The organism is Streptomyces sp. NPDC057280 (assembly GCF_042668605.1).
Classification (GTDB): domain Bacteria; phylum Actinomycetota; class Actinomycetes; order Streptomycetales; family Streptomycetaceae; genus Streptomyces.
The window spans coordinates 142,007-168,157 of the sequence record NZ_JBHUYR010000011.1 but is presented as its reverse complement, the minus strand read 5'-3'; the positions used below and the strand labels follow the sequence as shown (position 1 = coordinate 168,157).

Here is a 26,151-nt window from a genome sequence, read left to right as displayed (position 1 = left end):
CATCTATTGCACTAGGTGTCACATCCAGGCCACCGGCCCTGTCAATTTCCTGACCGGGATCAGAAGGTCTGCTGCGGTGACCGGGGCATTGCCCCATGCAACGGCCGCGCTGTACGGGCCTGTTCGGTCTCATGCCCGTGGCGCGCCAGGTTGCTTTGAATGAGACGGAGCTCGTATGCGAGTGGTGGTCTTCGGTGACACCGGTCCTTTCGGGGCGGAGATTGCACAGCAAGTGAAAAGTCACGGGCACGAGGCCGTGGTGGTCTCCAGGACGTCCGGTGTCGACCCTCTGACAGGGGCGGGCCTGGTGGAAACGCTCGCCGGTTGTGGCGCCGTCGTCGACCTTTCCGGCTTGCCAAGCCTCGACGACGGCACGCTGACCGAGGACTTCGGCCTAGTGATCGATGAGGATGCCGTCCTTGACCGGGCCAGTCGGTCCGCGGCGCATCTTCTCGCCGCTGAGACTGCGGCAGGAGTTGCACACCACGTCGGTCTGTCAGTGGTGGGCACAGACCGGATCAGGGCAGAAGGGGTCTTCCGGGCGCTGCAGGCGCGGGAGAGCTTGGTGCGCGGTTCCGGAACCCCTTTCTCGATCATCCGTACAACGCAGTTGTTCGAATCTGTTGAAGACATCGCGGATGCGGCTACCGAGGACTGGATCGTGTGGGTGCCGCCAGTCGAGGTGCGCCCGGTCGCCCGCGCCGAAGTGGCCGCCCTTCTGGCCCACACAGCGGTTTCCAAGCCCCTGCAAGGTGTAGGCGAGATTGCCGGACCCGACCAGTTCCGGCTCGACGTCGTCGTCCGCCGTGCTCTGTCAGCGGACACGGAGCATCGCCGGGTCTTCACCGACTCTCGTAGCACCTTCTTCGGCGCCAGGGTCCGACGCACGGATCTCCTGCCGTCACCGGGTGCTCACATTGCGCGGCAGCGCTATGCGGAGTGGCGTGCGTACCACGCAGCCGCCGAGACCTCGGAGTGACGGACCAGGCCATGGCCTCCGTGTTCCGCGCCTTTGAGCCTTGCTCCGTCGGCAATCAGGCGGGGTGCCGTGCACGTTGCTCGGGTCGGCGAAGCCGACCAGCTGGTGATCGCGCAACACCGGCAGGGGATGAGGCTCTCCGTTCGACGCAGATCCGGCACGGACACATCCCCGCCGCCGCGCTGACGAACACCGGTCGCCCCGGCCAGATGGCAAGGCTCCTGAGTCTGCCGAGCGGCCAGGCGTGAGAAGTTGTCGGCGGACAGGAGTTGCGTGCTTCGTCAGCGAGAGTGTGACACGTTGTACGACGATGCATTGGTAACGTGTACTCGACTATACGCGCACAGTATAGTCGCCTCGGCATCGCAGACGGCCTTCACGCCCTTCCGCTGCCCACCCAGCGTCGCGAGACGACACCCCACCCCGGTCGTATGAGAGGAATATTGTGATCCCACCTGCACGTCGGGGCCTCGGAGGTCTCCGCGCGCTCGCCCTCGGCGCTCGACTGGCACTCTTCGGCGGCCGAAACGGCGCGATCCGCACGTCTTTGACAGCTGTCGGAGTGGGCCTGGGGGTGGCAATGTTGCTGTTCGCCGCGTCGGTGCCGACCGTCAGACACCACAGGGACCAGCGGATCCACGACCGCATCGATGTCAACCTCAGCGACCGTGCCGTCGCGCGGTCGGATCACACTGTGCTTGTCAGAGATATTGACACCGTTTTCCGGGGCGAAAAGATCAGAGGGCGCATGGTGGAGCCGGAAGGGGCTGCGGCACCGCTGCCGCCCGGCGTCCAGCGCTACCCACACTCCGGGGAGATGCTCGTATCTCCTGCACTGCGCCGCCTGCTGGCCGCACCGGGAAACGGACTGCTGCGCGAGCGGCTGGCCCATCCCGTCGCGGGCGAGATAGGCGACGCAGGTCTGCTCGACCCGGGCGAGCACGTCTTCTATCTGGTCGCGGACCACATGACGGCCGATGCAGCGCAAACGCGGCGGATCGACCACTTCGGCAAGACCTATGCGAAGAAGCCCCTTCCACCCGAACTCGTCCTCCTCTGCGTCGTGGGAATCGTCGTACTGCTACTCCCCATCGGTGCCTTCATCGCCGCGGCAGTACGGTTCGGTGGTGAGCGAAGGGACCGGCGGATGGCCGCCCTACGCCTGGTCGGCGCGAACCGTGGGATGACCGCCACCATCGCGGCGGGCGAAGTCGCGCTCAGCACACTGGCAGGCATCGCCCTAGGTGTGCTGCTCTTCGTCACGGGACGTCAATTCGCAGGCACGGTGCAGATACAGGGGCTCGGTGTCTTCACCGAAGACCTCACGCCACAGCCCCAGCTGGCGGCCCTCGTGGTCGTCGCCGTACTCACGCTCTCCCTCGGCATCACGCAACTGTCGATGCACAAGGTGGCCGTCGAGCCCCTAGGAGTCGTCCGGAAGTCCGGCAGCACCGCGCGGCGCCTGTGGTGGCGAGCAGCACTTCCCCTGCTCGGACTGATCCTGCTTCGGATCTCCGTACGCAACCCTGCCGACCTGTACGGCACCTCGGGTGTCGTCCTGGTGCTCACCGGCATCCTCTCGTTGCTCGTCGGAGTCACAGCGGTGCTGCCCTGGGCCGTGGAACGCCTCACCCGACTGTTCGGCGGATTCGGCCCGCTGCCTTGGCAACTAGCCCTGCGCGGGCTGCAGTTGAACGGCGAATCTGCCACCCGCTCGGTCAACGGAATCGCGGTTGCCGTCGCCGGGGCCGTAGCCCTCCAGACCCTCCTCACCGGACTCTCCCAGAACCCGGTGGACGATACCGCCGGAGGGGCGCGCGGCCTCTCCGCCTCCACACGCATCGCTGTCGCCCACCTCGACGGCGGCCACACGCGAGGGGCGCAGTACGCCCCGCCGCTCGCCACGACTCCGGGCGTGCAGCGGGCAATCGGGTTCCAGGAGGTGTCGGTGAGCCCCCTGGACGGCGGGTTCCCTCAGACCGTCCTGATCGCGGACTGCGATCAATTGCGCCTGCTGGCACAGCTGCCCGCCTGTTCGGACGGCGACGCCTTCCTCACCGTCCCTCCGGCCAAGGACACCATGCCCGACATGACCACGTGGGCGGCCGGATTGAAACTGCGCGTGGACACGTACGGCCCCCGCTGGACAGTGCCGCACATCACCGCAACCGTCCGTGCGACCCCCGCCTGTCCGGCAGCGGTGTCCTCTGAACGGACCCTGCTGGCCACTCCCGCAGCGGCCGGGCACACTGCCATCGCACACGCCGTCAGCGCGGTCGGCCTTACCTATGCGACCGGGTTCAAGGACGTGCAGGATCACATCCGGACCGCAGCAGCACGGCTCGACCCGGCGTTCAGCGTCGACTTTGATGAAAGGTCCCAGGGCGACCCTGCCCTCGACGCAGTCAAGCGGGCCCTGTTGGCTGGGGTGACCGCCGTGCTGGTACTGATCGCGGCGAGCATGCTGCTCGGTGCGGTGGAACAGGTCCGCGAGCGTGCACGAGTCCTGTCCGTACTCGTCGCGTTCGGCACGCCCCGTCGTACGCTCGCCACGTCCGTCCTCTTACAGTCCGTTCTCCCCATCGGACTTGGTTTGCTCGTGGCGGAGTCGATCGGGACGGCCCTCGGCAGCACGCTGCTCGAACTCGCGGGGAGGCCTGTGACACACGACTGGAGCACCCTACTGGCCATAGCCGGCATCGGGGCAGCCGTCTCCCTCGGCGTCACCCTGTTGACCCTGCCGGCATTGTGGCGTTCGACGCGACCGCAGGGACTACGCCACGAGTAGATCGTTCCCCGGACCTCAGAAGACGGCGCTGATCCTCCCTCCGGAGGACAGCCCTGGCCGCAACGACAACGCACACGGTGATGTCCAGAACCACCGCACGAGGGAGACAGTGGCAATGGTGGACCCGGCAAGCCCGATCAGCACGTGGAACGACGGAACACCATGTACGGAGGCTCCGCGGGAACTCGGTGCCACGGCCTCGGTGTTCGCCAACTTCCGTCAGTACCTCATGGGATGGGGCACACACAGCCGAGCGGGCCACACCGTCGACCAGTTCCGCAGCGGGCTTGCCACCCCGCAGTTCAACGGCGTCGTACGCGTACGGTCGGTGTCCGCGGACGGGGCGGACGTGACGGCCGTCCGCGGGGAGTTCGCGAACGTTCCCTGGTGGTGGTGGGTCGGACCCGACAGCCCCGAGGACACCGCCGACGTCCTGCGGCGCCGCGGTGGACGAGAGCTCACCGCCCTCCCCGTCATGGCGCTCCCGCTCGACGAACCGGCCCACCCGGGCACAATCCCGCACACCGCTCCCACCGGTTTGCGGGTGGAGCCGGTCCGGGACGATGAACGGCTGGCCGAGTTCGTCCGGACGTACCGGGTGTCGATGGGTGTCGAGCCCGGGCTGGAGGCCGAGATGGTGCGCGTTGAGTCGGGGCGCGAGGACAACGCCGACATCATCCGGCTGGCCGCCGTGCTGGACGGGCGAGTGGTCGGGACGACCGTGGTGATCGCCGCCCACGGGGTGGCCGGCATCTTCCTCGTCCACGTGACCCGGGCCCATCGCCGGCGGGGCGTCGGCGCGGCCCTGACGGCCGCCGCGCTCCAGGTGGGGCGGAAACGCGGGATGCGCTGCGCCGCGCTGGTGGCCAGTCCCGCGGGCGAAGCGTTGTACCGACGTTTCGGCTTCACGACGATATCCGAGTACCGGCTGTTCGCCTTCCCCTCCTGAACCGCAGCCGGTCCGGACGCGGAGCACGCGCTGCCTCTCAGGCCCGTACGCCGGCGCCGCGGGTGCCGGGGGCGCACGGCGCCCGGCAGGTGATCTGACCACCGTGTCACACCGAGTGCTGACGACCGGTCTAGAGGGTCAGGACCGAGAGAAACAGAGGACACCGTGCGTGAGATCTTGATCGTGGGCGGCGGGTACGCGGGCTTCTACACCGCGCGGGGCCTGGAGAAGAGGTTGCGGCCCGGCGAGGCGCGAGTCACCGTCGTCGACCCTCGCCCGTACATGACGTACCAGCCCTTCCTGCCCGAGGTCGTGGCCGGTTCCGTGGAGGCTCGGCACGCGGCGGTCTCTCTCCGCCGGCACCTCCACTCCACGCGTCTGGTGGCGGGCTCGGTGACGGAGATCCGCCACAGCGCGCGCACGGTCACGGTCCGCCCGGAGTCCGGGCCATCCCTCGACCTGCCCTACGACGTGCTGGTGGTGACAGCGGGGGCGGTCACCCGGACCTTCCCGATCCCGGGGCTGAGCGATCAGGCGTATGGACTCAAACACGTCGAGGAGGCGGTGGCGATCCGCGACCGCCTCCTCACCTCGTTCGACCGTGCGGCCGTTCTGCCGCGCGGGCCCGAACGTACGAAATTGCTCACCGTCACCGTCGTCGGTGGCGGATTCTCCGGAGTGGAGGGATTTAGTGAGCTGCTGGCCCTGGCGACCGCGTTGCTCAAGCAGTACCCGGAGATCGGCACGGACGAACCGGCCTTCCACCTGGTCGAGGCACGGGACCGCATCCTGCCCGAGGTCGCGGATCGGCCGGGCGCCTGGGTGGTGCGTTCACTGGAGGAACGGGGGGCGCGAGTGCATCTGAACACCCAGCTGATCTCCGCCCAGGACGGCCGGGTGCGGCTGTCGGACGGCACCGAGTACGACTCGGGCTTGCTGGTGTGGACGGCCGGCAACGCCGCCAACCCGATCGTGCACAACCACAGCGACCTGCCCGTCGACAAGCGCGGCCTGCTCACCGTACAGGCGGATCTGCGGGTCACCATGGGCACCGAGGTGGTGCCCGACGTATGGGCGGCGGGGGACGACGCCTCGGTGCCCGATCTCGCGGCCGGGAGCCCGGGCGCGCACACCGTGCCCAACGCCCAGCACGCCGTCCGCCAGGGCAAGCTGCTGGCGAAGAACATCCTGGCGTCGCTGCGCGGTCGTCCGACCAAGGACTACGTGCACCACAGTCTCGGTGTGGTGGCCACACTTGGACTCGGCCGCGGCATCTTCCAGTACCGGGGTCTGGTCATCAAGGGGTTCCCTGCCTGGCTGATGCACCGTGGCTACCACGTTCTGGCCATACCGAGTTGGGAACGCAAGACGCGTGTGTTCGCCGTGTGGGTCACGGCCCTTCTCTACGGCCGCGACATCGTGTCACTGGAGTCGGTGCAGCACCCGAGGGATGCATTCCTCTCCCGCGGCGAACTGCGCCGGGGAGAGGAACCCGCACAGCCCGGAGGCCGGCTCACGGCATGACGGCGCGGTACAGTCCGCGGCCAGCCCGCTGGACGCGCGAGGCGCCGACGAGACGGTCCAGCGTGCTGCGGACGGCGTTGACGCTGCGGCTGTCGGTGTCGCGTCCCAGCGCCGATGCAACGTCGCGAGCGCGGGCCTCAGTGTCCCCAGCCTGCGCGAAGTAGGCCAGGATCTGTTCCGTGAGCCCGCCAAATGTCACGCTGCCGTCGCCCGCCTCGTCGCCCCGGCCTGCCGTAGCCGAGGACTCTGCGGCGGCTTCGGCGGTTGCCGCGGCGCGCGCGGCCTCCCGCTTCGTCGGCGGAGCGACACTCACGAGCGCGATATCCCACGGAGTTGGGGCGGTCGCCGGGCCGTTGCCGGGCGTGAGAGCCTGAAGGGCATCGAGCACCCGCTGCGCGGAAGCGAGATGGGCTGTGACCGCGGCCAGTTACCTCTCCAGCGCCCTGCCTTTGGATCTCCAGCCGTGCCAGGTCTCCTGGACACTCTCGGCAGCGCTCTCGATGACACGAGCCGCCTGGATCACGGAGGCCGTGGGTTCCCCTCGTCCTCGACCCTGCTGTCCTGACGGGACCGCGCGACGTGCCAGCCCGCCCCATCGCGGCACCGAGGGGACGCTGGCGAACATCATAGGCAGCGGCCCCGTCAGGTGAGACCAGAGTGGGCGGTCCCAGGGGACACCGTTGATCGGGCCGTCAAGACCGGCGGGCCGGGGACGGAGCGAGCCCCGTTGCGCTCTCTTCAGCCGCCGGCGACGCCTCGCGGGAGCCGGCTGCGGGCAGCCGTCTGATCTTCTCGGACACCGATTGGATCTGGGCGTCCACCTCGTCGATCGCCTCCCGGAGCACCTCGAGGCGTCCCTCCAGGACGGCGGCCTCCGCGGCGAGTAAAACAGTGGCATCGGCTGGGCCGGTCCGGCGGTCGGCGTCTCGAGTCATCCTCGTGTCCCGCCTCCGTCCCCGTCGGAAGTTCGGTGGACGGGCTCCGGGGGACCAGCGGCCGCCCAGGTGCGACTGATGAATGTCCCTGACATGCTCCTCCTTCGTCGCCGCAGGGCCCGGACACGGACCGAGCCGTCGGTACCGCATTGACCGGGTAGCGGAGGAGGCTGTGACAGCTGCCGTGCGGGCCGCCGCGTCATGGCAGTTCGCACCCCGGGGAAGCCGCGTCCCGGGAGAAAGGGGCGCCATGCGGCAGGACGTAGAGGACCTCCAGGACGACATCCGTGGCCCCACGGTTCTCGCCCATATGTACGTGGTCCGCGCCCGACGGCTCCTTCAGGAAGCCACCCTCTTTGTACACGCCGTCGGAGGCGCAGGAAGCGTCGAAGTGGCTCAGCGTGCCCTGCTTGACGAAGGCGTACAGAGTGCCGTCGTGGTAGTGCCACCCGGTCGCCTGGCCGGGCGGAATGGTGATCTCTCGGAGGACGTAGTCGGTGTCGCCGACAGTCCGCTGGGCCAGAACCCGGCCGCTGACGCCGGGGCCGCCGGGGGTGGCCTGGGCGGTTGTCGAGGCGAGCGAGAGCCCTATGAGACAGGCTCCGGCCACGGCGGCGCGTGCTGAAGTAGGCATGATGAATCCCTTCGGTACGTGAGGGCGGACAGCAGCCCGGGGCAAGCGGCCCTTAGGGGCGGCCCGTTCAGAGGATGTGTCTCGTTTGATGTGGCACGCACTGTGAACTAAGCGGTGGGGACGTGCGGATGACCGTGTGACGGGCCGGGTTGCCGTGCGGTACCCGGGGGCTCTTGCGGCGCGGCGTCTCACCGGCGGCCCGGCAGCGTCACGGCCAGCAGCTCAGACTCCTCGTACCCTGGGAGCTGGGCGAACCCGTGCGCTGCCAATTCGCGAGTCAGCTGGGCGCGGGTCGCGGGCCACATCCAAAACGTTTCGGTTTGTTCCCTCAGCACGTCCTCGGCGTCCCTCACCCAGTAGTCGGCGCGTGTCCGGATGCGGTTGCCGACGGCCGACATCGTTATGCGCCCGCCGTATACGTGCTCGCCTACCCGCTTGTCCGCGAGCAGGCGCACGATGGTACGGGTCGGAAGCCGGGCTGGCGGCAACTGCACGAACAGCGAGCCGCCGGGGGTGAGGGCCTTGCCGAGCGCGGGCCACAACTTCTCGCGTATGCCGGGTGGCAGGCAGCCGACCATGTTGTGGCCGATGGCCACGTCCGCGACCGAGTCCAGGGCGAGCTCGTCAAGGGGGCGCGGGTGCACGGTGACCCGGTTCCGCTGCTCGGTCGGCAGGGCGGCGAGCCGTGTCAGCAACGACGTACGCATAGCTCGGGCCGGTTCGACGGCATGCACGTCGACGCCGGAGTGAGCGAGGGCCAGCACCGTTACCCGTCCGGTACCGGCGCCGACGTCCAGGACGCCGGTGCGGGCGTCGGCGATATGGCGTGCGTAGAGCCGGCGGACCCGCACTTCGTCCGCGTCGGCCTGCAAGATGTCGTAGAACTCCGCGGTGACCGCATAGGAGTCGGACTCCCGTCGGAGGTCCGACGGTCCGCTGAGGATGGTGAGCATGCCCGACATGACAACGTGTGGGCAGCGTGTGTGACAGCGAGGGGCAGGCGAACTTCACGCGGGCTGCTGTCACAGAAGCACGCGGTGCGCAGTCAATTATCCGGCTCCGTCCGCGGCCTTTCGGAACTTTCCGGGACCGGACAGGAGCCCCGGAAAACGTCGTGAGAGCGGAGTACGTCGTCATGACCGCGCGATCCCCCCGGGTATGGCTGCCCGCAGAGTTCGGGCACCTCGCTGATCTACCCCCGGGCCTCGACTACGCCCGCTGGGACGGCCGTTCGGCCTTTCCCACGGACCCGGCGGAGGTCGAGTTCTACGTGCCCCCGCTGACCAAAGACATCAGCGTCATTGCCCGCCCGCTGGCCCGGATGACCCGGCTGCGGGCTGTGCAGGCGCTCAGCGCCGGAACCGACGAGCTGCGGGCGGTCCTGGAACGATTGCCCCGTGTAGTGACCTTGTGCAACGCGAAGGGGGTGTCAGCTGCCGGCACGGCCGAGCTGGCCCTGACGCTGATCCTCGCCAGCCTGCGCGGCATACCGGAGTCGCTGCGTGCCCAGGACCGGGAGCGCTGGGACCCTCGGACCTTCTCCACCCTCCACGAACGGTCTGTGCTCATCGTCGGCCACGGCGCCGTCGGCTCCGCCTTCGAGGAGCTCCTCACGCCCTTCGACTGCGCCGTCACCCGCGTCGGACGCGTGGACAGGGACACGCCCCAGGGGCCGGTGCACTCCGTGTCGCTGCTGCCCCGGCTCGTCGAGGACGCCGACGTGATCGTACTGTGCACTCCGCTGACCGCCGCGACCCGCGGACTCTTCGATGCCGCACTGCTGTCCCGTGTCAAGGATGGCGCCCTGCTCGTCAACGTGTCCCGGGGTGCGGTCGTTGACACCGACGCCCTGCTGAAGGAGGTGGACGGCGGTCGGCTGCGGGCCGCGCTCGACGTGACTGACCCCGAACCGCTCCCGCCGGGCCACCCGCTCTGGACCGCGCCCGGCGTCCTGGTCACTCCGCACGTCGGCGCTTTCACCCCCGGCCTGTGGCCCCGCCTCGAAGCGCTCGTGCGACGGCAGCTGGCCCGGTTCGCCACGGGCGGGGAACTGGAGAACATGGTCACACTCCGACACCAGGCCACCTAGTGTCACTCTCTGCGGCGTCACCGCTTCTGAAGCTGGACTACTGGCACCAGCCCTGATCGACGCCCTGATGTGCTGCCGAAGTCGGCGAATTCTGACCGCCAGCTCAGCCGACAAGAGTCTGGCGGCGCGTTCCGTGCCGGTTGGCCCAGCGCGTCACACATGGCCCCGCGGCCCGGTCTGTGGAGGGGAAGGGCCTCCGACCCCACCGCCGGTAAAGGACCGTGCCATGAACGACATCATTCTGAACGCACCGCAAGATTGCCAACGCAACCCGACGCCGCCGCTGCTGTACGAACTGGGCGTCAAGGGCGCCCGCCCAACTCCTGGTCGACATCCAGTTCGGGCCTGCGGCCGCCACCCAGTGGCCAGTGGCTGACGCGGCGGCCGAGAACGCCTCCGCCCTCGCCTGGCGGGACATTCGGTCCTGGTGGCGACCAAGGACCGTCTCCCGGTCCCGCCGGGGCAGAGCTTCATGGCTGAGCGCACGAAAGCCACGATCGTGACGGTCGATGCCTCCCACACGCTCGCCGTCTCCCGCCCGGGCGATGTCGCCCAACTGATCGACGAGGCGGTACAGGCCACCGGCCGAACCGCCTGAATATCGAGGCGCGATGCCCGTCGCACCGCGCCGTCCTCGCGGCCCGGCTCCGCCAAGGACACTGGGCCGCCTACTTCAGGAGCGCATTCATGAGCACGGATGAGCAGGCCACTCGCGGGCTGGCCGACCTGGAGGCCTACCTGTACCAGGAGGCCCACCTCAGCGCCGCCCGGCTGCGCGTGGCCACCTTCCTCGCGCAGTCGGCCGGGCTGAGCCACCGACAGAAAAGGGAAATCGAGGAGTGGTACCTCGACGAGCAGAAGCACGTGGCAGGGGCGGTGACACAGCACATCGCCGACAGCATCGCCCAGGCCGACTCGGCCCGGCACCGCAGCTTCTTCCGGTGGATGCGGTGGCTGCTCATTGCCGTGACCGCTCTGACCCTGCTGAACTGCGTGGGCACCGTACTCCTCGTCAGCACCCGTCCCTGACCCTGGCCGTGGCCCCAAGCAGAACGAGGAGAAACGGAACGTTCGAGCCAGCGGCCAGGTCGTCGAGCAGGAGCGTGCCGCCGGTGGTGTCGTGGACGTTCGCGGCGGTGACGAGGACGGCCAGCACCAGGCCGAGGGTGTCCGTGATCAGGTGCCGTTCGCGTCCTTTGATCTTCTTGCCGCCGTCGATGCCCTGACTGCTTTCGGCGACGTTTGCCGAGGGCTTCACGCGTCGCGCGTCGACCACGGCCGCGGTTGGCTCGGCCCGGCGGCCATGGAATCGGCGGGTCTTGTCGCGTAGCAGGTCGTGCGGCTGTCGATGCGCTGCGTGTGCTGAACAGTGTGGCGCACCAGGTGCACACCTCGCCCTCCAGCCCGTACGCGCCGGTGTGCTGTGCACAGGCATCCGCGGGTGCGTGCTCGTCCCGTGCCGTCGTACGCCCGTCAACGACTGAAAGGTCGCGAGGAAACGCCGAGCGGCACGGCTCCGCTGCGGCCGCAACGCCGGCCCTGCGGCATCTCAGGGCCGGCTTCGTTGCCTCTTCTACAGGGAGATCACGGCGTAGCCGTCGGCTCCGTTGCCCACGACCGCCCCGGCTCCGGGGGTGCCGTTGGCTCCGTCCGTCCCGTTCTGCCTGCCGCTGAACACGGAAGTGCCGCCTTCACCGAAGGCTCCGCCCGCGCCCGCGCCTCCTCCGCCGTGGTCGTTGAAGCCTGCTCCGCCGTCGCCTCCCCGGCCGCCGTCACCACCCCGGCCGGCGCGGGCGAAGGAACCGTCGCTTCCGTCATGGCCGTCGCCGCCCGCGGTGCCGCTTCCCCCATCTCGTGAGGCGAGGCGGTCGGTGTCGATGCCGGCTGTGGGCGTGCAGATCGCGCCGGGCCCGAGGTACCCGCCTGCTGCTCCCTTGCCTCCGGCGCCGTGCCGTCGGCCTTCGCCGTCTTCGCCTTTGGCGGCGGGACCGGCGGCGCCGTGACCGCCCTTGGCCAAGACGATGGTGTGGCCGTCGGCGGTGACCCACGAATCCCCGCCAGCGGTGGGAACGCCGTCGCCGTCGACGGAAGTGAAGGACTTGCCGCCTTCGCCGATGTGGACCTCGATTGGGGTGCCCGGTGTGACTCCCGTCAGCTGGCACTCGACGTAGTAGCCGCCGCCTCCGCCGCCCCCGCCGGCGCCGCCTCCGCCACCGCCTCCCCACTCCACGTTGCCTGAGCGGCCGATGCCGCCTCCCGCAGCCCCGCCGCCGCCCGCCCCCCACAACGACACGGTGAAGCCCGTGACATCGTCGGGAACGGTGAAGGAGCCATCCTCGTCGAAATCCGCGAGAACGTCGTCATGGACGGCCCGTGAGGGCAGCGCCGAAGTCTCCGCAGCGCCGGTCAGCAGGGCCAGGACCGCAAGAGCGGTGACACTCGCCCCCCAGGTCTTCTTCGCGTGCACGATGCATCCTCCGTCGTCGACGTGGCAAGGCCCCTCAACAGGCCCGCCCGGGACACAACGACGCCCCGGTCACCACCGATGCGTCCGTTCACCCCGACAGCCGACGAAGGGCAGCGCAGGAACGATCCGTCCACGATCGAGGCCCCGACCTGGACCTGCGCCGCCTGTCGATGTGATCCGTACGGCTGTGGTGGCACGAGACCCCGGCCGTTGCCATGACACGCCGGTCGGGGTCTGGTGGTGCACTTCGTTGAACAGCCGGTCCAACGAATGACCGATGGCTGGCGTCACGCTGTCCCGAACGGTGGTACGTCGCCCGGTTCCATGTCGGTGCGGAGACGGGTCGCCCGTACCGGATGGCGCCGCTGGCCCGCCTGGTCCCTTGCGACGTCGACGGTGACCTCGGCTACGACGTCGGGCACGACCAGGCGCACCGACCGGTGCTCGCGTTGTCCCCACCACTGAAGGTGCGCCCCGTCCACGGGTGGCCGGTGTCCGGTGCTTGCAGCTGCTCGGCCAGGGCATGCTGTACGGCCGCAGCGGCTGGGCCGCCACCACTGGATCATTGAGCGAACCATGTCCTGGCTCGCCGGTTGCCGCTGCCTCCACCGCCGCTATGAGCGCAAGCCCGGGCACTTCCTCGCCTTCGCCAGCATCGCCTGCACCCTCATCTGCTATCGGCGGCTCGTCTGCTGATGTGGGCCTGCCGCAGACTCATCGCCAGGTCGTGGCCGTAGCGATTGGCCATGTCCATGGGGGTGCGGCCGTCTGGGTCTGCGAGCTCCGGATCAGCCCCGAAGGCCGGCAACACGGCCGTGCTGTGCACAGTCGATGGCTCCCCGCTCTGCAGGGAGCCGTCGCCCTCGACGTCGATCGCGTGCGTCAGCAGCGTCATGTTGCCGAAGACCTCGTCAGGATCGGAACCAGCGGCCAGCAACCGGGCCAGGGTCTCAGCATCCTCCTGCTCGACTGCTTGATGCGCGGGTGTCCAGTAGTCGCTCACCCAGGCATTCAGCCGTCCACACAGGGCGCCTGCCAGCGACTATCTACGCCATCCGCCACCAATTGAGCTGACGTCTAAGGGGGGATCGCCAGGCCCTGAATAAGCCAGTCCACTTCCGCGACAGTTGAACCGACGACCTGACCTCCAGGAGCGCACCCATGTCACACCCCCATCGACATCACCATCCCCGACCTGTCGTGAGAGTTCGCCGTCGTAACCGGCGCCAGCGACGCCATGGGTCTGGGGATAGCTGCCACCAAGCGTTGGACGCGCGGTCAACCAGGCAGGGTTGTCGGCGCCCCGCTTCGCCATGGTGTGCGCGATCACGCAGACCGGATCACTAGTGCGCTGCTCGACCCTCGCACCATGGAGCAGTTCGACGGCCTTCTCACGGGACTGAACACTGTCTGTCCGACGGCGTTCTGGACCAGATCGACCAGTTGGTCCCACCCGGAGTCGGCGTCGGCACTTTTGACCAGGCGTACGTGTCGCCGTCGGCCGAGCGTAGCGGACTGCGCTGCTGCCCGATCGGCGACCGGTTGATCGCGTGAAGCCGAGCGCCACCAGCTACCAGCCGTGCCCGGGGCAAGGATGACAGCGGAGGAGTTGACCATCCGCCCTTGCCTTGCGGGTCTGAGCAATTCATGACGAAAGGGGCCACTGACATGGCCGATACGAGTGAGACGGACCTGCCGGACAACTGGGGCCGATGGGGAGCGGACGACGAACTCGGCACCCTCAACCTGATTACCGACGAGGTACGCGCCAGGGCCGCCTCGGAGGCGCGGACCGGCCAGTGGGTGTCACTGGCACAGCCGATCACACCGAGCGCGATGTTCTTCAGCCCATTCTCGCCCGAGACGGTCGACGCATCGCCGGTGCAGCAGATGGTGTCCCACACCGGTGGACCAGTGGCAGCTGATCTGTCGGTGGTCTACAACCACCACTGGAAATCGACGCACCTTGACGCGTTCGCACACTGGTCGACTGCTGGCCAGGTCTATCCGGGCCGGCCGAGGGACCAGGTCGTCACCCCCGTCGGGATTACGCACGCTTCGACGGCTGCTTTCGCCGCCGGGATAGTGACACGTGGGGTCTTGCTCGATCTGGCCGTCGAAGGACCTCTTCCCCCTGGCTATGCGGTGACGTCACACGACTTCGAACAGGCCGAGAAGCGGCAGGGAGCCCACGTGGGTTCTGGGGACGCACTGGTGGTCAGACTCGGCTGGACTGGACGCGCGCCTCACGACACGCCGAGCCCGGGGATCAGCATGGACGCGGTCCGGTGGATGCATCGCCGAGGGGTTGCCATCGTCGCCCCGGACATGGGTGACGCGCATCCACCCCTGAACCCGGACGAACCCTCCCCGCTGCACGGGGTAGCGCTCGGCCGGATGGCGATGCCTCTGATCGACGTGCCTCAACTGGACGACCTCGCGGCGTTGTGCGCGCGGCTGAAGCGCTACAGCTTCCTGCTCACCGTCGCCCCGCCCCGCATCCACGGCCTGACCGGCGTACCAGTCAACCCCATCGCGATGTTCTGACCGAACGATCATCAGCGCCCTTGGAGATCCTTGGGTACTTCCGCCGTGCGGCCGGGGCGAGTCTCGATGACTTCCCCTCGATACGCATCAGCGGTCCGTTGTGGAACGGCATGGATCAGCGGTTCTGACAGCGCTTGTCTCGCACCCTGCCCCGGCACCCTTTCGAGCCCCCGGGGCAGGAGCAGCAGTCGGGAGCCTCTGGTTGCGCCGCTCGTCGGTGCGGATGCGACCGCGTCCGGGGTCAGCACGCCCTTCGCGAGCCGGGCCACCATGGCAGCAGCCGGCTTCTCACCCGGCAGCGCGGTGGACTGGGCTGCTGCCGCTTCGACGGCGGTTGGGCGAGCGCGGTGGCGTTCTTGACGTCACGGTTCTTGACACCACGGTTCTTCAGTCAGGATTCAAGGCGGCGGATGCCAATGCGGCGAATCGCGCCTGGCGCCTGATAGCCGGTCAGCAGCACAATCGGCCCCCGGCCTTTCCGGGGGCAGGGCACCTTCAAGTGCCGAGAAGATTTCCAGGAGTTGTTCGCGCAGTCGCTTGATCTGGCGTGTGCGGTCGTGGACGAGATCGAGGCGGCGGCCGGTGAGGATGCGCCGAAGGTTCGGGTGTTGATGGGTTCGACGAAGACCTCCAGGGTGCCGCCGCAGGTCAGGCCCACGCCGAAGGCGTCGTTGTCGCTGACGCCGTACGTCGCCCGCTGAGGCGTGCCGTTCAGGATCGTCTCGAGGGCCCGCTCGAGGACGTCGCCCTCGACACAGCCGCCCGACACCGAGCCCACCACATGCCCCTCAGCGGTGAGCAGCATCGGCGAGCCGGCGAGCCGCGGGGCCGAGCCGAAGGTTCTCACGACGGTGGCCAGCCCCGAGGTCTCACCGGTCGACCATGCCTCGTACAGGGCGTTCCAGACGTTGTTGTGGCCGGTCACAGCAGCTTGTCCTGGGTAATGGGCAGGTCGCGCACGCGCTTGCCGGTGGCGTGGAAGACCGCGTTGGCGATGGCCGCGGTGACGCCGGTCATCGGGGTTTCGCCGAAGCCGCGGGCTCCGAGGGCGTCGCTGGCCGGGTCGGGTCTGTCGATGAACTGCACGTGGATGTCGGGGACGTCCGCGTTGACGGGCATCAGGTAGCCGGACAGGTTCGGGTTGACGATCCTGGCCGTCGCGGGGTCGACGAGGGTGTGCTCGAAGAGGGTGAAGCCGATGCCCCAGATCACACCGCCGAGGACCTGGCTGCGGGCGGTCTTGCGGTTGAGCACGGTGCCCGGGTCGTAGCAGCCGACCACGCGGGTCACCCGGACCCGGCCGAGCAGCGGGTCGACGCGGACTTCGACGAAGACAGCGCCGACCGAGTAGCCCAGCGGTGTGTTGGTGGGTTCCACCGTGAAGACGAGAGGCTTGCCGCCGTGGCCGGCGACCGAGCGGTAGCTCACTCGGGCGCGCCGGTCGGCCGTGTCGTACAGGTAGCCGTCCGCGGTGTCCACGCGGTCGGCGGGAACGCCGCGCAGGGGCGAGCCGGGCTGGGTGACGGCCATGTCGATGACGGCCTTGCGCGCGGCGGTGCACACGCGATTGACGGCGCTGCCGACGCCGGGTGCGGTGGTGGAGGCGCCTGAGGTGTAGCTCTGCGGGAAGGTGCTGTCCCCGAGTTCGAACGTGATGTCGGAGAGGGGCTTCCCGAGGACCTCACCGGCGATCTGCGTCATGATCGTGTACGTGCCGGTGCCGATGTCCTGGGTGCCGACCTGGACGAGCACCTTGCCGTCGGTACCGATGGTCATACGGGCGCCGGAACCAGGCCGGCCGCCGGCGGTGTGGGCGGACGTGGCCATGCCCCAGCCGACGAGTTCATCGCCGTCGCGCATGGAGCCGGGGCGCGGGTCGCGACGGGACCAGCCGAACATCGACGCGGCGCGGTCGTAGCATTCGCGCAGGTGGTTGCTGCCCCATTCCTGACCGTTCTCCATGTTCCGGTTGCTCCAGTTGCGTTTTCGCAGCTCGACCGGGTCCATGGTCAGGGCGTGGGCGAGTTCGTCGAGCGCCCCTTCTTGGGCGTGGCTGGTGCACGCTTCGGGGGAGCGCATGAAGCTCTGGGTGGGCAGGTCCAGTCGCACGGCATGTTGTTCGTTGGACAGGTTGGGGATGTCGTACAGCATGCGGATCGGCTCGCTGCTGTTGAACAGCACGACGTCGTCGCGGGTGATCTGCTGGGTGATGACGTGGTCCAGGGCGGTGATCCGGCCGTCGCGGCGGGCGCCGAGCTCGATCGACTGATGGGTCTGCGCGCGGTGGCCGTTGGAGGTGTACATGTGCGCGCGGGACAGCACGAGCTTGACGGGGCGGCCCAACGCACGGGCAGCGGCGCAGGCCAGCACGGTGTGCGGCCAGACCGGGCCCTTGGAGCCGAAACCGCCGCCGAGGTAGCGGCAGACGACGCGGACGTCGGCGAGCGGGACCTCCAGGGCCTCGCTGACGACGTGCTGGGTGTTGCCCAGACCCTGCGTGGTCTCGTACACCGTCACCTTCGAGCCCTCCCACACGGCCGTGGTGGCGTGGGGCTCGATCGGGTTGTGGTGGTGCATGGGGATGGCGAACTCGGCCTTGATCCGAACGTCCGCCTGTACCATGCCGGCCGCCACGTCACCACGTGTGAGGGTGTTGGGGCCGTCCGGCCCGTCGGGCGGCAGGAACGCTTCACCCAGGTCCAACTCGCCCCGGGGGTCGCCCGTTTCTTCGTAGTCGACTTCGATCAGTTCTGCCGCTCGCTGCGCCTGCTCCACGGTTTGGGCGACGACGAAGGCGATGGGCTGGCCCGCGTGGTGGATGTCCGGGGTCTGTACAGGGATGTACGGCTTGAAGAACGGCCGGTAGGCGGGTTGCCGCAGCCGCGGCATGGTCTCGTGCGTATAGACGGCGATCACGCCGCGCACGGCTTCGGCGGCCCGCGTGTCGATCCGGGTGATCCGGCCGCGGGAGACGGTGCTCATCGCCATGAACGCATGGACCAGGCGGGGAAGTTGTACGTCGGCGGTGTACTCGGCCTCGCCTGTCACCTTCAGCCGGGACTCGACGCGGGACAGGGGGCGGCCGACGACGTCGGTGCTCATCGGGAGCCTCCGGTGAAACGGCCGAGCACGTCCTGGAGCGCGCGCTGTACCAGCTCGACCTTGAACTCGTTGTCCTCGCGCGGCTGGGCGTCCTGGACCAGGAGGCGTCCGGCCGCCGCGATGTTCCGCTGCGTCAATGGCTTGCCCCGCAAGGCGGTTTCGGCCTCGAGCGAGCGCCAGGGGCGGGTGGCGATGCCGCCGAAGGCGAGGCGGGCCTCTTCGACGGTTCGGCCGTTCATGCGCAGCACGGCGGCGGCAGAGACGACCGCGAACTCGAAGGTGGCGCGGTCCCGCAGCTTCAGGTAGCGCTGACGGGTGTCCGGTGCCGGAAGCGGCACCTCGACCGCGGTGATCAGCTCGCCGTGCCGCAGGGCGTTCTCGAGGTGCGGGGTGTCCCCGGGTTCCCGGTGGAAGTCGGCCATGGCAATGGTCCTGGCGCCGCCCGGACCGAGTGTGTGGACCGTGGCGTCCAGGGCGCGCAGGGCGACCGCGAGGTCGGAGGGGTGGACGGCGATGCAGTGGTCGCTGCCGCCGAGAACGGCGTGCCAGCGGCTGCGGCCCTCCAGCGCGGCACAGCCGGTTCCCGGCTCGCGCTTGTTGCAGGCGAAGTCCTCGCCCCGGAAGTACCAGCAGCGCGTGCGCTGAAGCAGGTTGCCGCCGATCGAGGCCATGTGGCGGACCTGCGGGGAAGCGCTGGCGAGCAGCGCCTGGGACAGCACGGGCAGCCGCCTGCGTACCACTGGGTGCACCGCTACGTCGGCCATCCTGGCCAAGGCGCCGATGCGTAGCCTGCCCTCGGACTCCTCGATGCCGGCAAGCGGCAGGTGGTTGATGTCGACGACCAGGTCGTGGTCCTCGGCGCCGTCCTTCATCAGGTTCAGCAGGTCCGTGCCGCCGGCGACGAAAGCCGCCTCGGCGCTGCGGGTGACAAGCTGTACGGCTTCCGCCGCCCGGCCTGCGCGGGCGTAGGCGAAGTCCCTCATCGCCGCACCGCCTTCGCCGCGTCGGCCACCGCATCGACGATGTTCGGGTAACAACTGCACCGACACAGGTTGCCGCTCATCCACTCCCGGATCTCGTCCTCGGAGCCGGTATGGCCCTCCTCGATGCAGGCCACCGCCGACATGATCTGTCCCGGTGTGCAGATGCCGCACTGGAAGGCGTCCCGGCGGACGAACGCCTCCTGAACGGGGTGCAGTTCCCCGTTCCGGGCAAGTCCTTCGATGGTCGTGATGGAGCGGCCCTCCTGCATCACGGCCAGAGTCAGGCACGACTTGACGCGCCGACCGTCGACGAGCACCGTACAGGCGCCGCACTCGCCCCGGTCGCAGCCCTTCTTGGTACCGGTGAGCCCGGCCCGCTCGCGCAGCGCGTCGAGCAGGGTGACGCGGGCCTCGACCCCCGGAAGCCGGTGCCGGGTCCCGTTGACCGACAACGTGAGGTCGGCGACCGTCCGGGGCTGTGCCGCCTGCGGAGTGCCCGGCGCCGCGGAGGCCGGTTCCGTTCCCGCGAAGGGGGCCATCACGGCGGCCGCTGCGACACCCCCCGACTTCAGTACGTCGCGCCTCCTGTGCTGTGCCATGGGTCAGCAACTCCTCGTCTACCCCGATACGGCGAGATGGGAATGAGCCTGACGTCGACGTGGCCATTCGTCCAACGCAAAGTGTGAATGCCTCTTATGCGTTGGGTGCATGACGACGCGTAGGGTATGTCCATGTCGCATCTGCGGAACGCGGACCTGAATCTGCTCGAAGCGCTGGCAGTTCTGCTCGAAGAGAGACACGTGACTCGGGCCGCCGATCGTTTCCGTCTGAGCCAGTCCGCGATGAGCCGTGTCGTGCAGCGGCTCAGGGAGATGTTCGGCGACGAACTCCTGGTGCGCACGCAACGCGGATACGAGCCGACCCCGCGCGGGCAGCAGATCCAGTCGGAGCTCGCCGACCTCCTGCCCCGCCTGGAGACGCTGCTGCGCGGCGATGCCTTCGACCCCGCGACGGCGAGCGGTCATTTCCGCATCCACTGCACCGACTACGCCACATCTCTGCTGGGCCCGACGCTCTTCCGCCGCGTCTTCCGTGAGGCGCCCGGCATTTCACTGAGCGTGGCGCCCCTGGGAGATGAGTCCTTCACCGATGTCGAGCAGGGCCGCGCGGACCTGGTCGTCTCCGGCGTCGTGGCGCCCCGTTCGCTGCACTGGGCGACGTTGTTCGAGGAGGACTTCGTCTGCCTGCTGTCCCGCGACCACCCCGTCACCGCCGAGCGGCTGTCCCTGGAGGACTTCACCGCGTACCCGCATGTCGTCATCACCGTCCTTGCCGGCGGCCAAACCATGGTCGAACGCCGCCTGGACGAGCACGGGCTACGCCGCACCACGGGTCTGCGCGTGCCGTATTTCTCCGCGGCGGCGGCGGCCGTGCCCGGCACTGAGCTCATCGCCACCCTCCCGCGGCGAGCCGCCCTTGCGTACGACGACGACCCCGCCTACCGCGTCGCCGGGGCCCCGGAGGAGCTTCCGTCCTTCCCCTACGGCATCGCCTGGCACCCCCGCGTCGACAGTGACCCTGCTCACCGGTGGCTGCGGCAGGTCGTGCGGGAGACCACAACACAGGTGACCGGGCACCGGGCTGACTGATGAATGCCCGCCCTCGGGGCGAGGGGGTCCTTCAGCATGATGCTCCGGGCGTTCACGCCTGGGAGGCATCGCTTCGACGGCCGGGGTCACACTCCCGTTCCAGGCACGCATAGTTCCGGGCCCAGCTCGATCCCTGCTCCTCCACACAGCCGTCCCGGGCAGCGAGAGCTACGAGAAACTGCAACGGCTGGCCGTCATCGGGCCGCGGTCACTCCGCTGATACGCGGCTCGGTGAGCGCGGCGTCGTGGGTGTCGGAGTTCCGTCCGGCCTGGTCGAGGTAAGCCCGGATCGCCCAGCCTCGGATTGCCCAGCCTCGGATCGGCGGGTCCTGGCTGCCGTCGACGTGCTTGGTCAACCTGGGAGGAGCACCTCAAGCGCTCGGTCGTGTCGAAGTTCGCCGACCGTCGAGGTGCCTTCCTCGGCGCACAACCAGGAGAAACGTATGAGTCCAGACAATGACGCGGGCCAGGGTCGGTCGGGCGTGTCCCGGCGAGGGTTCCTGGGCGCCGGTGCCGTCGCCGCGGCAGCCGCGGCACCGCTGGTGGCGACCGCGGCGCACGCCTCGCCGGCAGCGGAGGTCGACGGACTCGTGACGGTGCAGGTCATGGTCAACGGTGACCGGCACGCGGTGCGAGTCGACCCGCGGGGCACGCTGCTCGACACGCTCCGCGAGAAGCTGGAGCTCACCGGGACGAAGAAGGGCTGCGACCGCGGCCAGTGCGGGGCGTGCACCGTACATGTCGACGGCCGGCGCGTGCTGTCGTGCCTGACGCTGGCGGCCACGACCAACGGCCGTGAGGTCACCACGATCGAGGGCCTCGCCGACGGGGAGCAACTGCACCCGATGCAGCAGGCCTTCATCGACCACGACGGCTTCCAGTGCGGTTTCTGCACTCCCGGGCAGATCATGTCGGCCGTCGCCATGGTCGACGAGGGCCCCGCGCGCACCGACGACGAGATCCGCGAACGCATGTCCGGCAACATCTGCCGGTGCAGCGCCTATCCGTTCATCGTCGACGCCGTACGGGACGGCCAGGAGGCGATGCGCTGATGCGGGCCTACAGCTTCACCCAGGCGCGATCCGTTCGCGAAGCCCACTCGCGCGCCGGGGCGGACACCGCGTTCCTCGCGGGCGGCACCACCCTGGTCGACCTGATGAAGCTCGACGTGATGGCCCCGGCCCACGTCGTGGACATCAACAGGCTTCCGCTGCGCGGCGTCACCCTCGACCGCCAGGGGCTGCACGTCGGCGCATTGGAGCGGATGAGCGACGTCGCAGCCGACCCCACCGTACGCCGGCACTATCCGGTGATCGCTCAGGCGCTTGAGCTCAGTGCCTCGGCGCAGCTGCGCAACATGGCGAGCATCGGGGGGAACCTGCTGCAGCGCACCCGGTGCGGCTACTTCCGCGACGTCGCGACCGCCTGCAACAAGCGGGAGCCCGGCAGCGGCTGCTCGGCACTGACCGGATGGAACCGTGGCCACGCCATCCTCGGCACCAGCGACGACTGCGCCGCCACGCACCCCAGCGATCTGGCCGTCGCCCTGGTCGCGCTCGGCACCGACGTGCACCTGGCCTCGGCGCGGGGCGCCCGGACCGTGTCACTCGACGGGTTCTACACCCTGCCCGGCACTACTCCGCACGTCGAGAACGTGCTGCGCCCCGGCGAGCTGATCACCGGCATCACCGTCCCCCGCTCGGCGTGGGCGGCGCACTCGACCTACCTGAAGATCCGCGACCGGCAGTCCTACGAGTTCGCCCTCGCCTCGGCCGCCGTCGCGCTCGAGATGCGCGGCGACACCATCACGAAGGCCAGGATCGCCGTCGGCGGAATGGGCACCAGGCCGTGGCGCCTGCCCGCCGTCGAACGAGCCCTGACCGGCCACCACGCCACCGAAGCCACTTACGAGGCGGCGGTCCGTCACGCCGCGTCCGGCTCCAAGACGTTGGAGCACAACGCGTTCAAGCCCGCGCTGCTGCGACGCACCCTGGTCCGGGCGCTCACCGCCCTGGAGGAGCAGCGTTGACCGGTCGGCCCGACACGGTCGTGCGCCTCACGACCGGGGGAGGGGGCGGTCATGCTTGAACTCGCTACCGATCTCCTCAAACGCGTCCGCGGCCGCACCCCGTTCGTGGCCGCCACGGTCACAACCGTGGCCGGCAGTGCCCCCCGCCAGCCCGGTGCGTCACTCGTCGTGGACGCGGGCGGCGCCGTGCTCGGCAACGTGTCCGGAGGCTGCGTCGACGCCGCCGTCCACGAGGCCTGCCAGGAAATGCTGGCCGGGGACCACCGGCCGAGGCTGGTGCGGTTCGGCTACACCGATGCCGACGCGCTCGGCGTCGGCCTCACCTGCGGCGGCACCATCGAGCTCATCCTGCGCCACCACGGTCCCGACGCCGAGCCGCACCTCGGACAGGCGTTCACCGACGCGGCGCAGGACAACCCGGTCGCCGTGGCCACGATTGTCTGTGGGCCGGACGCCCACCTCGGGAAGGCGATCGTGGTGCGCCCCGAGCAGCCCCACGAGGGGACACTCGGCGACGAACGACTCGACCGGGTGGCCGCCGCCCACGTGAGCGCCGCCCTGCATGCCGGGCACACCGGCACCCTCGAGCTCGGCGTGGCCGACAGCTATTGCCGGGAGCCGATGACCCTGCTGGTGGAGAGCAACGCCCCCGCACCGCGGATGCTCGTCTTCGGCGCCATCGACCACGCGGCGGCGCTGGCCCAACTCGGCACCTTCCTGGGCTACCGGGTGACCGTCTGCGACGCGCGGGCCACGTTCGCCACGCCGGCCAGGTTCCCGCACGCCGACGAGGTCGTGGTCGACTGGCCGCACCGTTACCTCGAGTCACAGCGCCTCGACGGCCGGACGGTCGTCTGCGTGCTCACCCACGACCCCAAGTTCGACGTGCCGCTCCTCACCGCCGCACTGCGACTGCCGGTGGCCTACGTCGGGGCCATGGGCTCGCGCCGCACCCACGAGGAGCGTCTCACGCGGCTGCGTGAGGCCGGCCTCACCGACCACGAACTCGACCGGTTGCGTTCGCCGATCGGACTCGACCTCGGCGCTCGCACCCCCCAGGAGACCGCGCTGTCGATCGCGGCCGAGATCGTCGCCCACCGGCACGGCGGCACCGGAGCAGCCCTGCGCACCGGGGTGCCCATCCACCGCCCCGGCGTCCCGCAGGCGGGCGCCGTTCCCAGCAGTCAGGAGTCAGCATGACCGTCTCTCCAGTCGGGCGTGAAGTCGCCCGCGTCGACGGCCGATTGAAGGTCACCGGAGCCGCACGGTACTCCGGTGACTACCCGGCCACCAACATGTCCTACGCTCACGTCGTCACCAGCACGGTCGCGCGAGGCACGATCCGCTCCATCGACACCGCCGCCGCGCTGGCCGCTCCCGGAGTCCTGCGCGTGTACGCCGCGGGGGACGGGCGCCTGAGGCTGTACCCCCTCGCACCCGAGTTCAGTTTCTTCGGCGAGAACTACATCCCCCTGCAGGACACGACCGTTCGCTACTACGGCCAGATCATCGCCGTGGTCGTCGCCGAGAGCGTCGAGCAGGCGCGCGACGCCGCGGCACTGATCACCGTCGCCTACGACGCGCAGCCACCGCGTGCCTCCCTCGCTGACGGACCCCGCGAGCCGTCCGGCCCCACGTCCAGCGGGGAACCGAGCAGCGTCACGGTCCTCGTCCCCGGCGTCGCGTCGATCGACGAGGCGCTCGCCGCCAGCGAAGTCGTCGTGGAGGCCGACTTCGAGCAGCCGGTGCAGCACCACGCCGCGATGGAACCCCACACCGTCCTCGCCGAGTGGGACGGCGACCGGGTGACCGTCCACGCCGGCGCACAGATGCCGACGCCGTTCACGATCCTGCTGGGCCAGCGGCTCGGTGTCCTCCCGCAGCAGGTCCGGCTGATCGGGAGGTACGTCGGCGGCGGTTTCGGGGCCCGGGTCATCGTGTGGAGCGAGGCCCCGCTCGCCGCAGCGGCGGCCCGGGAGCTCGGCCGTCCCGTCAAGCTCGCCCTCACCAGGGAGCAGATGTTCACCCTGGTCGGCCACCGCCCGCACCTCACCCAGAAGGTCAGGCTGGGTGCCTCCCGCAACGGAGTCCTCAGCGCCATCAGCCACGAGAGCGTTGCCGAGAGGCCGGCTGCCGGTGGCTGGAACATGCTCCCGGGCGAGTCCACCTCGGACACCCTCTACAACACGCCGAACCTGCGCATCAAGCCGCAGTGGGTCATCCTCGACATGCCGGGCAGCTGGGCGATGCGGGCGCCCGACGAGGCCCCCGGGGCGTTCGCCCTGGAGACGGCGATGGACGAACTGGCCGTCGCCACCGGTGTCGATCCCGTCGAGCTGCGACTGCGCAACTACGCCACCGTCAGCCCCTCCACGGGCCGGCCGTGGTCGAGCAAGCACCTCGACGAGTGCTACCGCGACGGCGCACGACGCTTCGGCTGGTCGGCCCGCAGCGCCACGCCCCGCGCGCGCGTCGACGGGGAGTGGCTGTTCGGCACGGGAATGTCCAGCGCTGCCTACCCGGCGGCCCGCCAGGCCGCGAGCGTCAGGATCCGGCTGCTCGACGATGACACCGCGGTGGTGTCGACCGGGACCTCGGACCTGGGCACCGGCGCGTGGACGATGGTGGCGGTCGCCGGCGCCGACGCCCTGGGACTCCCGCTTGAGCGGGTGACCCCCGAGATCGGTGACTCGGCGCTGCCCCCGGGCGCACCCGCCGTGGGCTCCGGCGCCACGCACAGCACGGTCCCGGCGGTCGTGGCGGCCGCCCGCGACACCATCGACGCGCTCAAGCAGCTCGCGGTGACCCATTCCGGCTCGCCGTGGCACGGGGCGAACGCCAAGGACCTGCGCTACCAGCAGGGCCGACTGCACGGGAACGGTCGCTCGATGACCTTCGGCAAGCTGCTCAGGGCCCTCGGGTCGCGGGGCGTTGACGCCACTGCCTCCGAGCCCGCAGGCGCTCCCTCCGGGTACACGTTCCATACCTTCGGCGCCCACTTCTGCGAGGTGCGGGTCAACCGGTTCACCCGCGAGATCCGCGTCACCCGGTTCACCACCGTCGTGGATGCCGGGCGCATCATCAACGCCCGGGCCGCCCGGAGTCAGATCGTCGGCGGGGTCATCTTCGGCATCTCGGGCGCCCTGTTGGAGGAGAACCACCTCGAACGCGACACGGGGAGGCTGGCCGCCAGCACGCTCGCCGACTACCTGGTACCCGTGAACGCCGACATCCCCGACATCGACGTGCACCTCCTCGACCGGCCCGACCCGCACCTCACCGGGCCGCTCGGTGAGCACGGCGGGGAGGTCGGGACCCGAAGCCTGGGCGCCCGCGGCCTCGGGGAGATCGGCACCGTCGGCTCGGCCGCCGCTGTCGGCAACGCCGTCTTCAACGCCACCGGCATCCGGATACGCAAGCTCCCCATCACCCTCGACAAACTGCTGTAGCGGTCTGGGCGGTGGCCTCGGCGCTCG

Annotated in this window: 25 protein-coding genes and 2 pseudogenes; 15 read left to right on the top strand and 12 right to left on the bottom strand. The window is 69.6% G+C overall.

From position 1 onward, the window contains the following. Nucleotides 1-175 precede the first annotated feature (175 nt). The 4 genes from ACFUO4_RS39515 to ACFUO4_RS39500 all read left to right on the top strand — a co-directional run bounded on the left by ACFUO4_RS39515 (nt 176) and on the right by ACFUO4_RS39500 (nt 6,240). Nucleotides 176-979: an SDR family oxidoreductase gene (locus ACFUO4_RS39515; RefSeq protein ID WP_383494369.1), complete on the top strand. Its 804-nt coding sequence runs from the start codon at nt 176-178 to the stop codon at nt 977-979. Nucleotides 980-1,559: 580 nt separating this feature from the next. Beyond that, nucleotides 1,560-3,767, top strand: coding sequence for an FtsX-like permease family protein (locus ACFUO4_RS39510; protein WP_383494366.1), 2,208 nt, complete (start codon nt 1,560-1,562; stop codon nt 3,765-3,767). Between the two features lie 115 nt (nt 3,768-3,882). Beyond that, complete coding sequence (locus ACFUO4_RS39505) at nt 3,883-4,716, top strand: GNAT family N-acetyltransferase (RefSeq protein ID WP_383494363.1); 834 nt, start codon at nt 3,883-3,885, stop codon at nt 4,714-4,716. A 165-nt stretch (nt 4,717-4,881) separates the two neighbouring features. Continuing rightward, nucleotides 4,882-6,240 (top strand): NAD(P)/FAD-dependent oxidoreductase, encoded by a 1,359-nt coding sequence (locus ACFUO4_RS39500; RefSeq protein WP_383494360.1) that lies wholly within the window; start codon nt 4,882-4,884, stop codon nt 6,238-6,240. Here the strand turns inward: ACFUO4_RS39500 and ACFUO4_RS39495 are convergent. From ACFUO4_RS39495 to ACFUO4_RS39480, 4 genes and pseudogenes are all read right to left on the bottom strand, one after another. After that, nucleotides 6,230-6,763, bottom strand: a pseudogene (locus ACFUO4_RS39495) (hypothetical protein). The gene ACFUO4_RS39500 and the pseudogene ACFUO4_RS39495 overlap by 11 nt on opposite strands. 169 nt (nt 6,764-6,932) lie before the next feature. Beyond that, complete coding sequence (locus ACFUO4_RS39490) at nt 6,933-7,175, bottom strand: hypothetical protein (RefSeq protein WP_383494357.1); 243 nt, start codon at nt 7,173-7,175, stop codon at nt 6,933-6,935. A 199-nt stretch (nt 7,176-7,374) separates the two neighbouring features. Continuing rightward, complete coding sequence (locus tag ACFUO4_RS39485; RefSeq protein ID WP_383494354.1) at nt 7,375-7,809, bottom strand: cupin domain-containing protein; 435 nt, start codon at nt 7,807-7,809, stop codon at nt 7,375-7,377. A 188-nt stretch (nt 7,810-7,997) separates the two neighbouring features. Next, nucleotides 7,998-8,762, bottom strand: coding sequence for a class I SAM-dependent methyltransferase (locus ACFUO4_RS39480; protein ID WP_383494351.1), 765 nt, complete (start codon nt 8,760-8,762; stop codon nt 7,998-8,000). Nucleotides 8,763-8,944: 182 nt separating this feature from the next. Here ACFUO4_RS39480 and ACFUO4_RS39475 point away from each other — a divergent pair, with 182 nt between their 5' ends. The 4 genes from ACFUO4_RS39475 (at nt 8,945) to ACFUO4_RS39460 (ending at nt 10,927) form a co-directional block, all read left to right on the top strand. Further along, nucleotides 8,945-9,898 (top strand): 2-hydroxyacid dehydrogenase, encoded by a 954-nt coding sequence (locus tag ACFUO4_RS39475; RefSeq protein WP_383494348.1) that lies wholly within the window; start codon nt 8,945-8,947, stop codon nt 9,896-9,898. Nucleotides 9,899-10,124: 226 nt separating this feature from the next. Further along, on the top strand, nt 10,125-10,274 hold the full coding sequence (locus ACFUO4_RS39470) for a hypothetical protein (RefSeq protein WP_383494345.1): 150 nt from the start codon (nt 10,125-10,127) through the stop codon (nt 10,272-10,274). 96 nt (nt 10,275-10,370) lie between these two features. Further along, entirely contained in the window at nt 10,371-10,496 is a 126-nt protein-coding gene (locus tag ACFUO4_RS39465) for a hypothetical protein (protein WP_383494342.1), read from the top strand. Between the two features lie 89 nt (nt 10,497-10,585). Continuing rightward, nucleotides 10,586-10,927, top strand: a complete 342-nt coding sequence (locus ACFUO4_RS39460; protein ID WP_383494339.1) for a hypothetical protein — start codon at nt 10,586-10,588, stop codon at nt 10,925-10,927. Here the strand turns inward: ACFUO4_RS39460 and ACFUO4_RS39455 are convergent. Next, nucleotides 10,911-11,174, bottom strand: coding sequence for a transposase (locus ACFUO4_RS39455; RefSeq protein ID WP_383494336.1), 264 nt, complete (start codon nt 11,172-11,174; stop codon nt 10,911-10,913). The two genes, ACFUO4_RS39460 and ACFUO4_RS39455, sit on opposite strands and share 17 nt — an antisense overlap. 297 nt (nt 11,175-11,471) lie before the next feature. After that, on the bottom strand, nt 11,472-12,365 hold the full coding sequence (locus ACFUO4_RS39450; RefSeq protein WP_383494333.1) for a hypothetical protein: 894 nt from the start codon (nt 12,363-12,365) through the stop codon (nt 11,472-11,474). A 537-nt stretch (nt 12,366-12,902) separates the two neighbouring features. On the opposite strand from ACFUO4_RS39450, the pseudogene ACFUO4_RS39445 reads away from it, so the two are divergent. Beyond that, nucleotides 12,903-13,061 (top strand): annotated as a pseudogene (locus ACFUO4_RS39445) (transposase); the annotation flags it as partial. Here ACFUO4_RS39445 and ACFUO4_RS39440 read toward each other — a convergent pair. Beyond that, the gene (locus ACFUO4_RS39440) at nt 13,033-13,368 is read right to left on the bottom strand and encodes an ankyrin repeat domain-containing protein (protein ID WP_383494330.1); all 336 of its coding nucleotides are present in this window, start codon (nt 13,366-13,368) and stop codon (nt 13,033-13,035) included. The pseudogene ACFUO4_RS39445 and the gene ACFUO4_RS39440 overlap by 29 nt on opposite strands. Before the next feature lie 665 nt (nt 13,369-14,033). Here ACFUO4_RS39440 and ACFUO4_RS39435 point away from each other — a divergent pair. Beyond that, nucleotides 14,034-14,912 (top strand): cyclase family protein, encoded by an 879-nt coding sequence (locus tag ACFUO4_RS39435; RefSeq protein WP_383494327.1) that lies wholly within the window; start codon nt 14,034-14,036, stop codon nt 14,910-14,912. A 391-nt stretch (nt 14,913-15,303) separates the two neighbouring features. Here ACFUO4_RS39435 and ACFUO4_RS39430 read toward each other — a convergent pair whose 3' ends face one another. The 4 genes from ACFUO4_RS39430 to ACFUO4_RS39415 are packed head-to-tail and all read right to left on the bottom strand — an operon-like array spanning nt 15,304 to nt 19,596. Further along, complete coding sequence (locus ACFUO4_RS39430; protein ID WP_383494324.1) at nt 15,304-15,837, bottom strand: XdhC family protein; 534 nt, start codon at nt 15,835-15,837, stop codon at nt 15,304-15,306. Then, complete coding sequence (locus ACFUO4_RS39425) at nt 15,834-18,014, bottom strand: xanthine dehydrogenase family protein molybdopterin-binding subunit (protein WP_383494321.1); 2,181 nt, start codon at nt 18,012-18,014, stop codon at nt 15,834-15,836. Before ACFUO4_RS39425 ends, ACFUO4_RS39430 begins: the two co-directional genes overlap by 4 nt. Then, nucleotides 18,011-18,997, bottom strand: a complete 987-nt coding sequence (locus tag ACFUO4_RS39420) for an FAD binding domain-containing protein (protein WP_383494318.1) — start codon at nt 18,995-18,997, stop codon at nt 18,011-18,013. The genes ACFUO4_RS39425 and ACFUO4_RS39420 overlap by 4 nt, the downstream gene beginning before the upstream one ends. Continuing rightward, a complete protein-coding gene (locus ACFUO4_RS39415) occupies nt 18,994-19,596 on the bottom strand; it encodes a (2Fe-2S)-binding protein (RefSeq protein WP_383494315.1) in 603 nt (200 codons plus the stop codon). The genes ACFUO4_RS39420 and ACFUO4_RS39415 overlap by 4 nt, the downstream gene beginning before the upstream one ends. A gap of 132 nt (nt 19,597-19,728) precedes the next feature. On the opposite strand from ACFUO4_RS39415, the gene ACFUO4_RS39410 reads away from it, so the two are divergent. Further along, nucleotides 19,729-20,646 carry a LysR family transcriptional regulator gene (locus ACFUO4_RS39410; RefSeq protein ID WP_383494312.1) on the top strand — a complete coding sequence of 306 codons (918 nt, stop codon included), beginning with the start codon at nt 19,729-19,731 and terminating at the stop codon, nt 20,644-20,646. 194 nt (nt 20,647-20,840) lie between these two features. Here ACFUO4_RS39410 and ACFUO4_RS39405 read toward each other — a convergent pair whose 3' ends face one another. Continuing rightward, nucleotides 20,841-21,002: a hypothetical protein gene (locus ACFUO4_RS39405; protein WP_383494309.1), complete on the bottom strand. Its 162-nt coding sequence runs from the start codon at nt 21,000-21,002 to the stop codon at nt 20,841-20,843. Nucleotides 21,003-21,251: 249 nt separating this feature from the next. On the opposite strand from ACFUO4_RS39405, the gene ACFUO4_RS39400 reads away from it, so the two are divergent. The 4 genes from ACFUO4_RS39400 to ACFUO4_RS39385 are packed head-to-tail and all read left to right on the top strand — an operon-like array spanning nt 21,252 to nt 26,124. Next, nucleotides 21,252-21,698 carry a (2Fe-2S)-binding protein gene (locus ACFUO4_RS39400; RefSeq protein WP_383494566.1) on the top strand — a complete coding sequence of 149 codons (447 nt, stop codon included), beginning with the start codon at nt 21,252-21,254 and terminating at the stop codon, nt 21,696-21,698. Then, the gene (locus ACFUO4_RS39395) at nt 21,698-22,675 is read left to right on the top strand and encodes an FAD binding domain-containing protein (RefSeq protein ID WP_383494306.1); all 978 of its coding nucleotides are present in this window, start codon (nt 21,698-21,700) and stop codon (nt 22,673-22,675) included. Before ACFUO4_RS39400 ends, ACFUO4_RS39395 begins: the two co-directional genes overlap by 1 nt. Before the next feature lie 51 nt (nt 22,676-22,726). Continuing rightward, on the top strand, nt 22,727-23,875 hold the full coding sequence (locus tag ACFUO4_RS39390; protein ID WP_383494303.1) for an XdhC family protein: 1,149 nt from the start codon (nt 22,727-22,729) through the stop codon (nt 23,873-23,875). After that, entirely contained in the window at nt 23,872-26,124 is a 2,253-nt protein-coding gene (locus ACFUO4_RS39385; protein ID WP_383494300.1) for a xanthine dehydrogenase family protein molybdopterin-binding subunit, read from the top strand. The genes ACFUO4_RS39390 and ACFUO4_RS39385 overlap by 4 nt, the downstream gene beginning before the upstream one ends. The last annotated feature ends 27 nt before the right edge of the window (nt 26,125-26,151 follow it).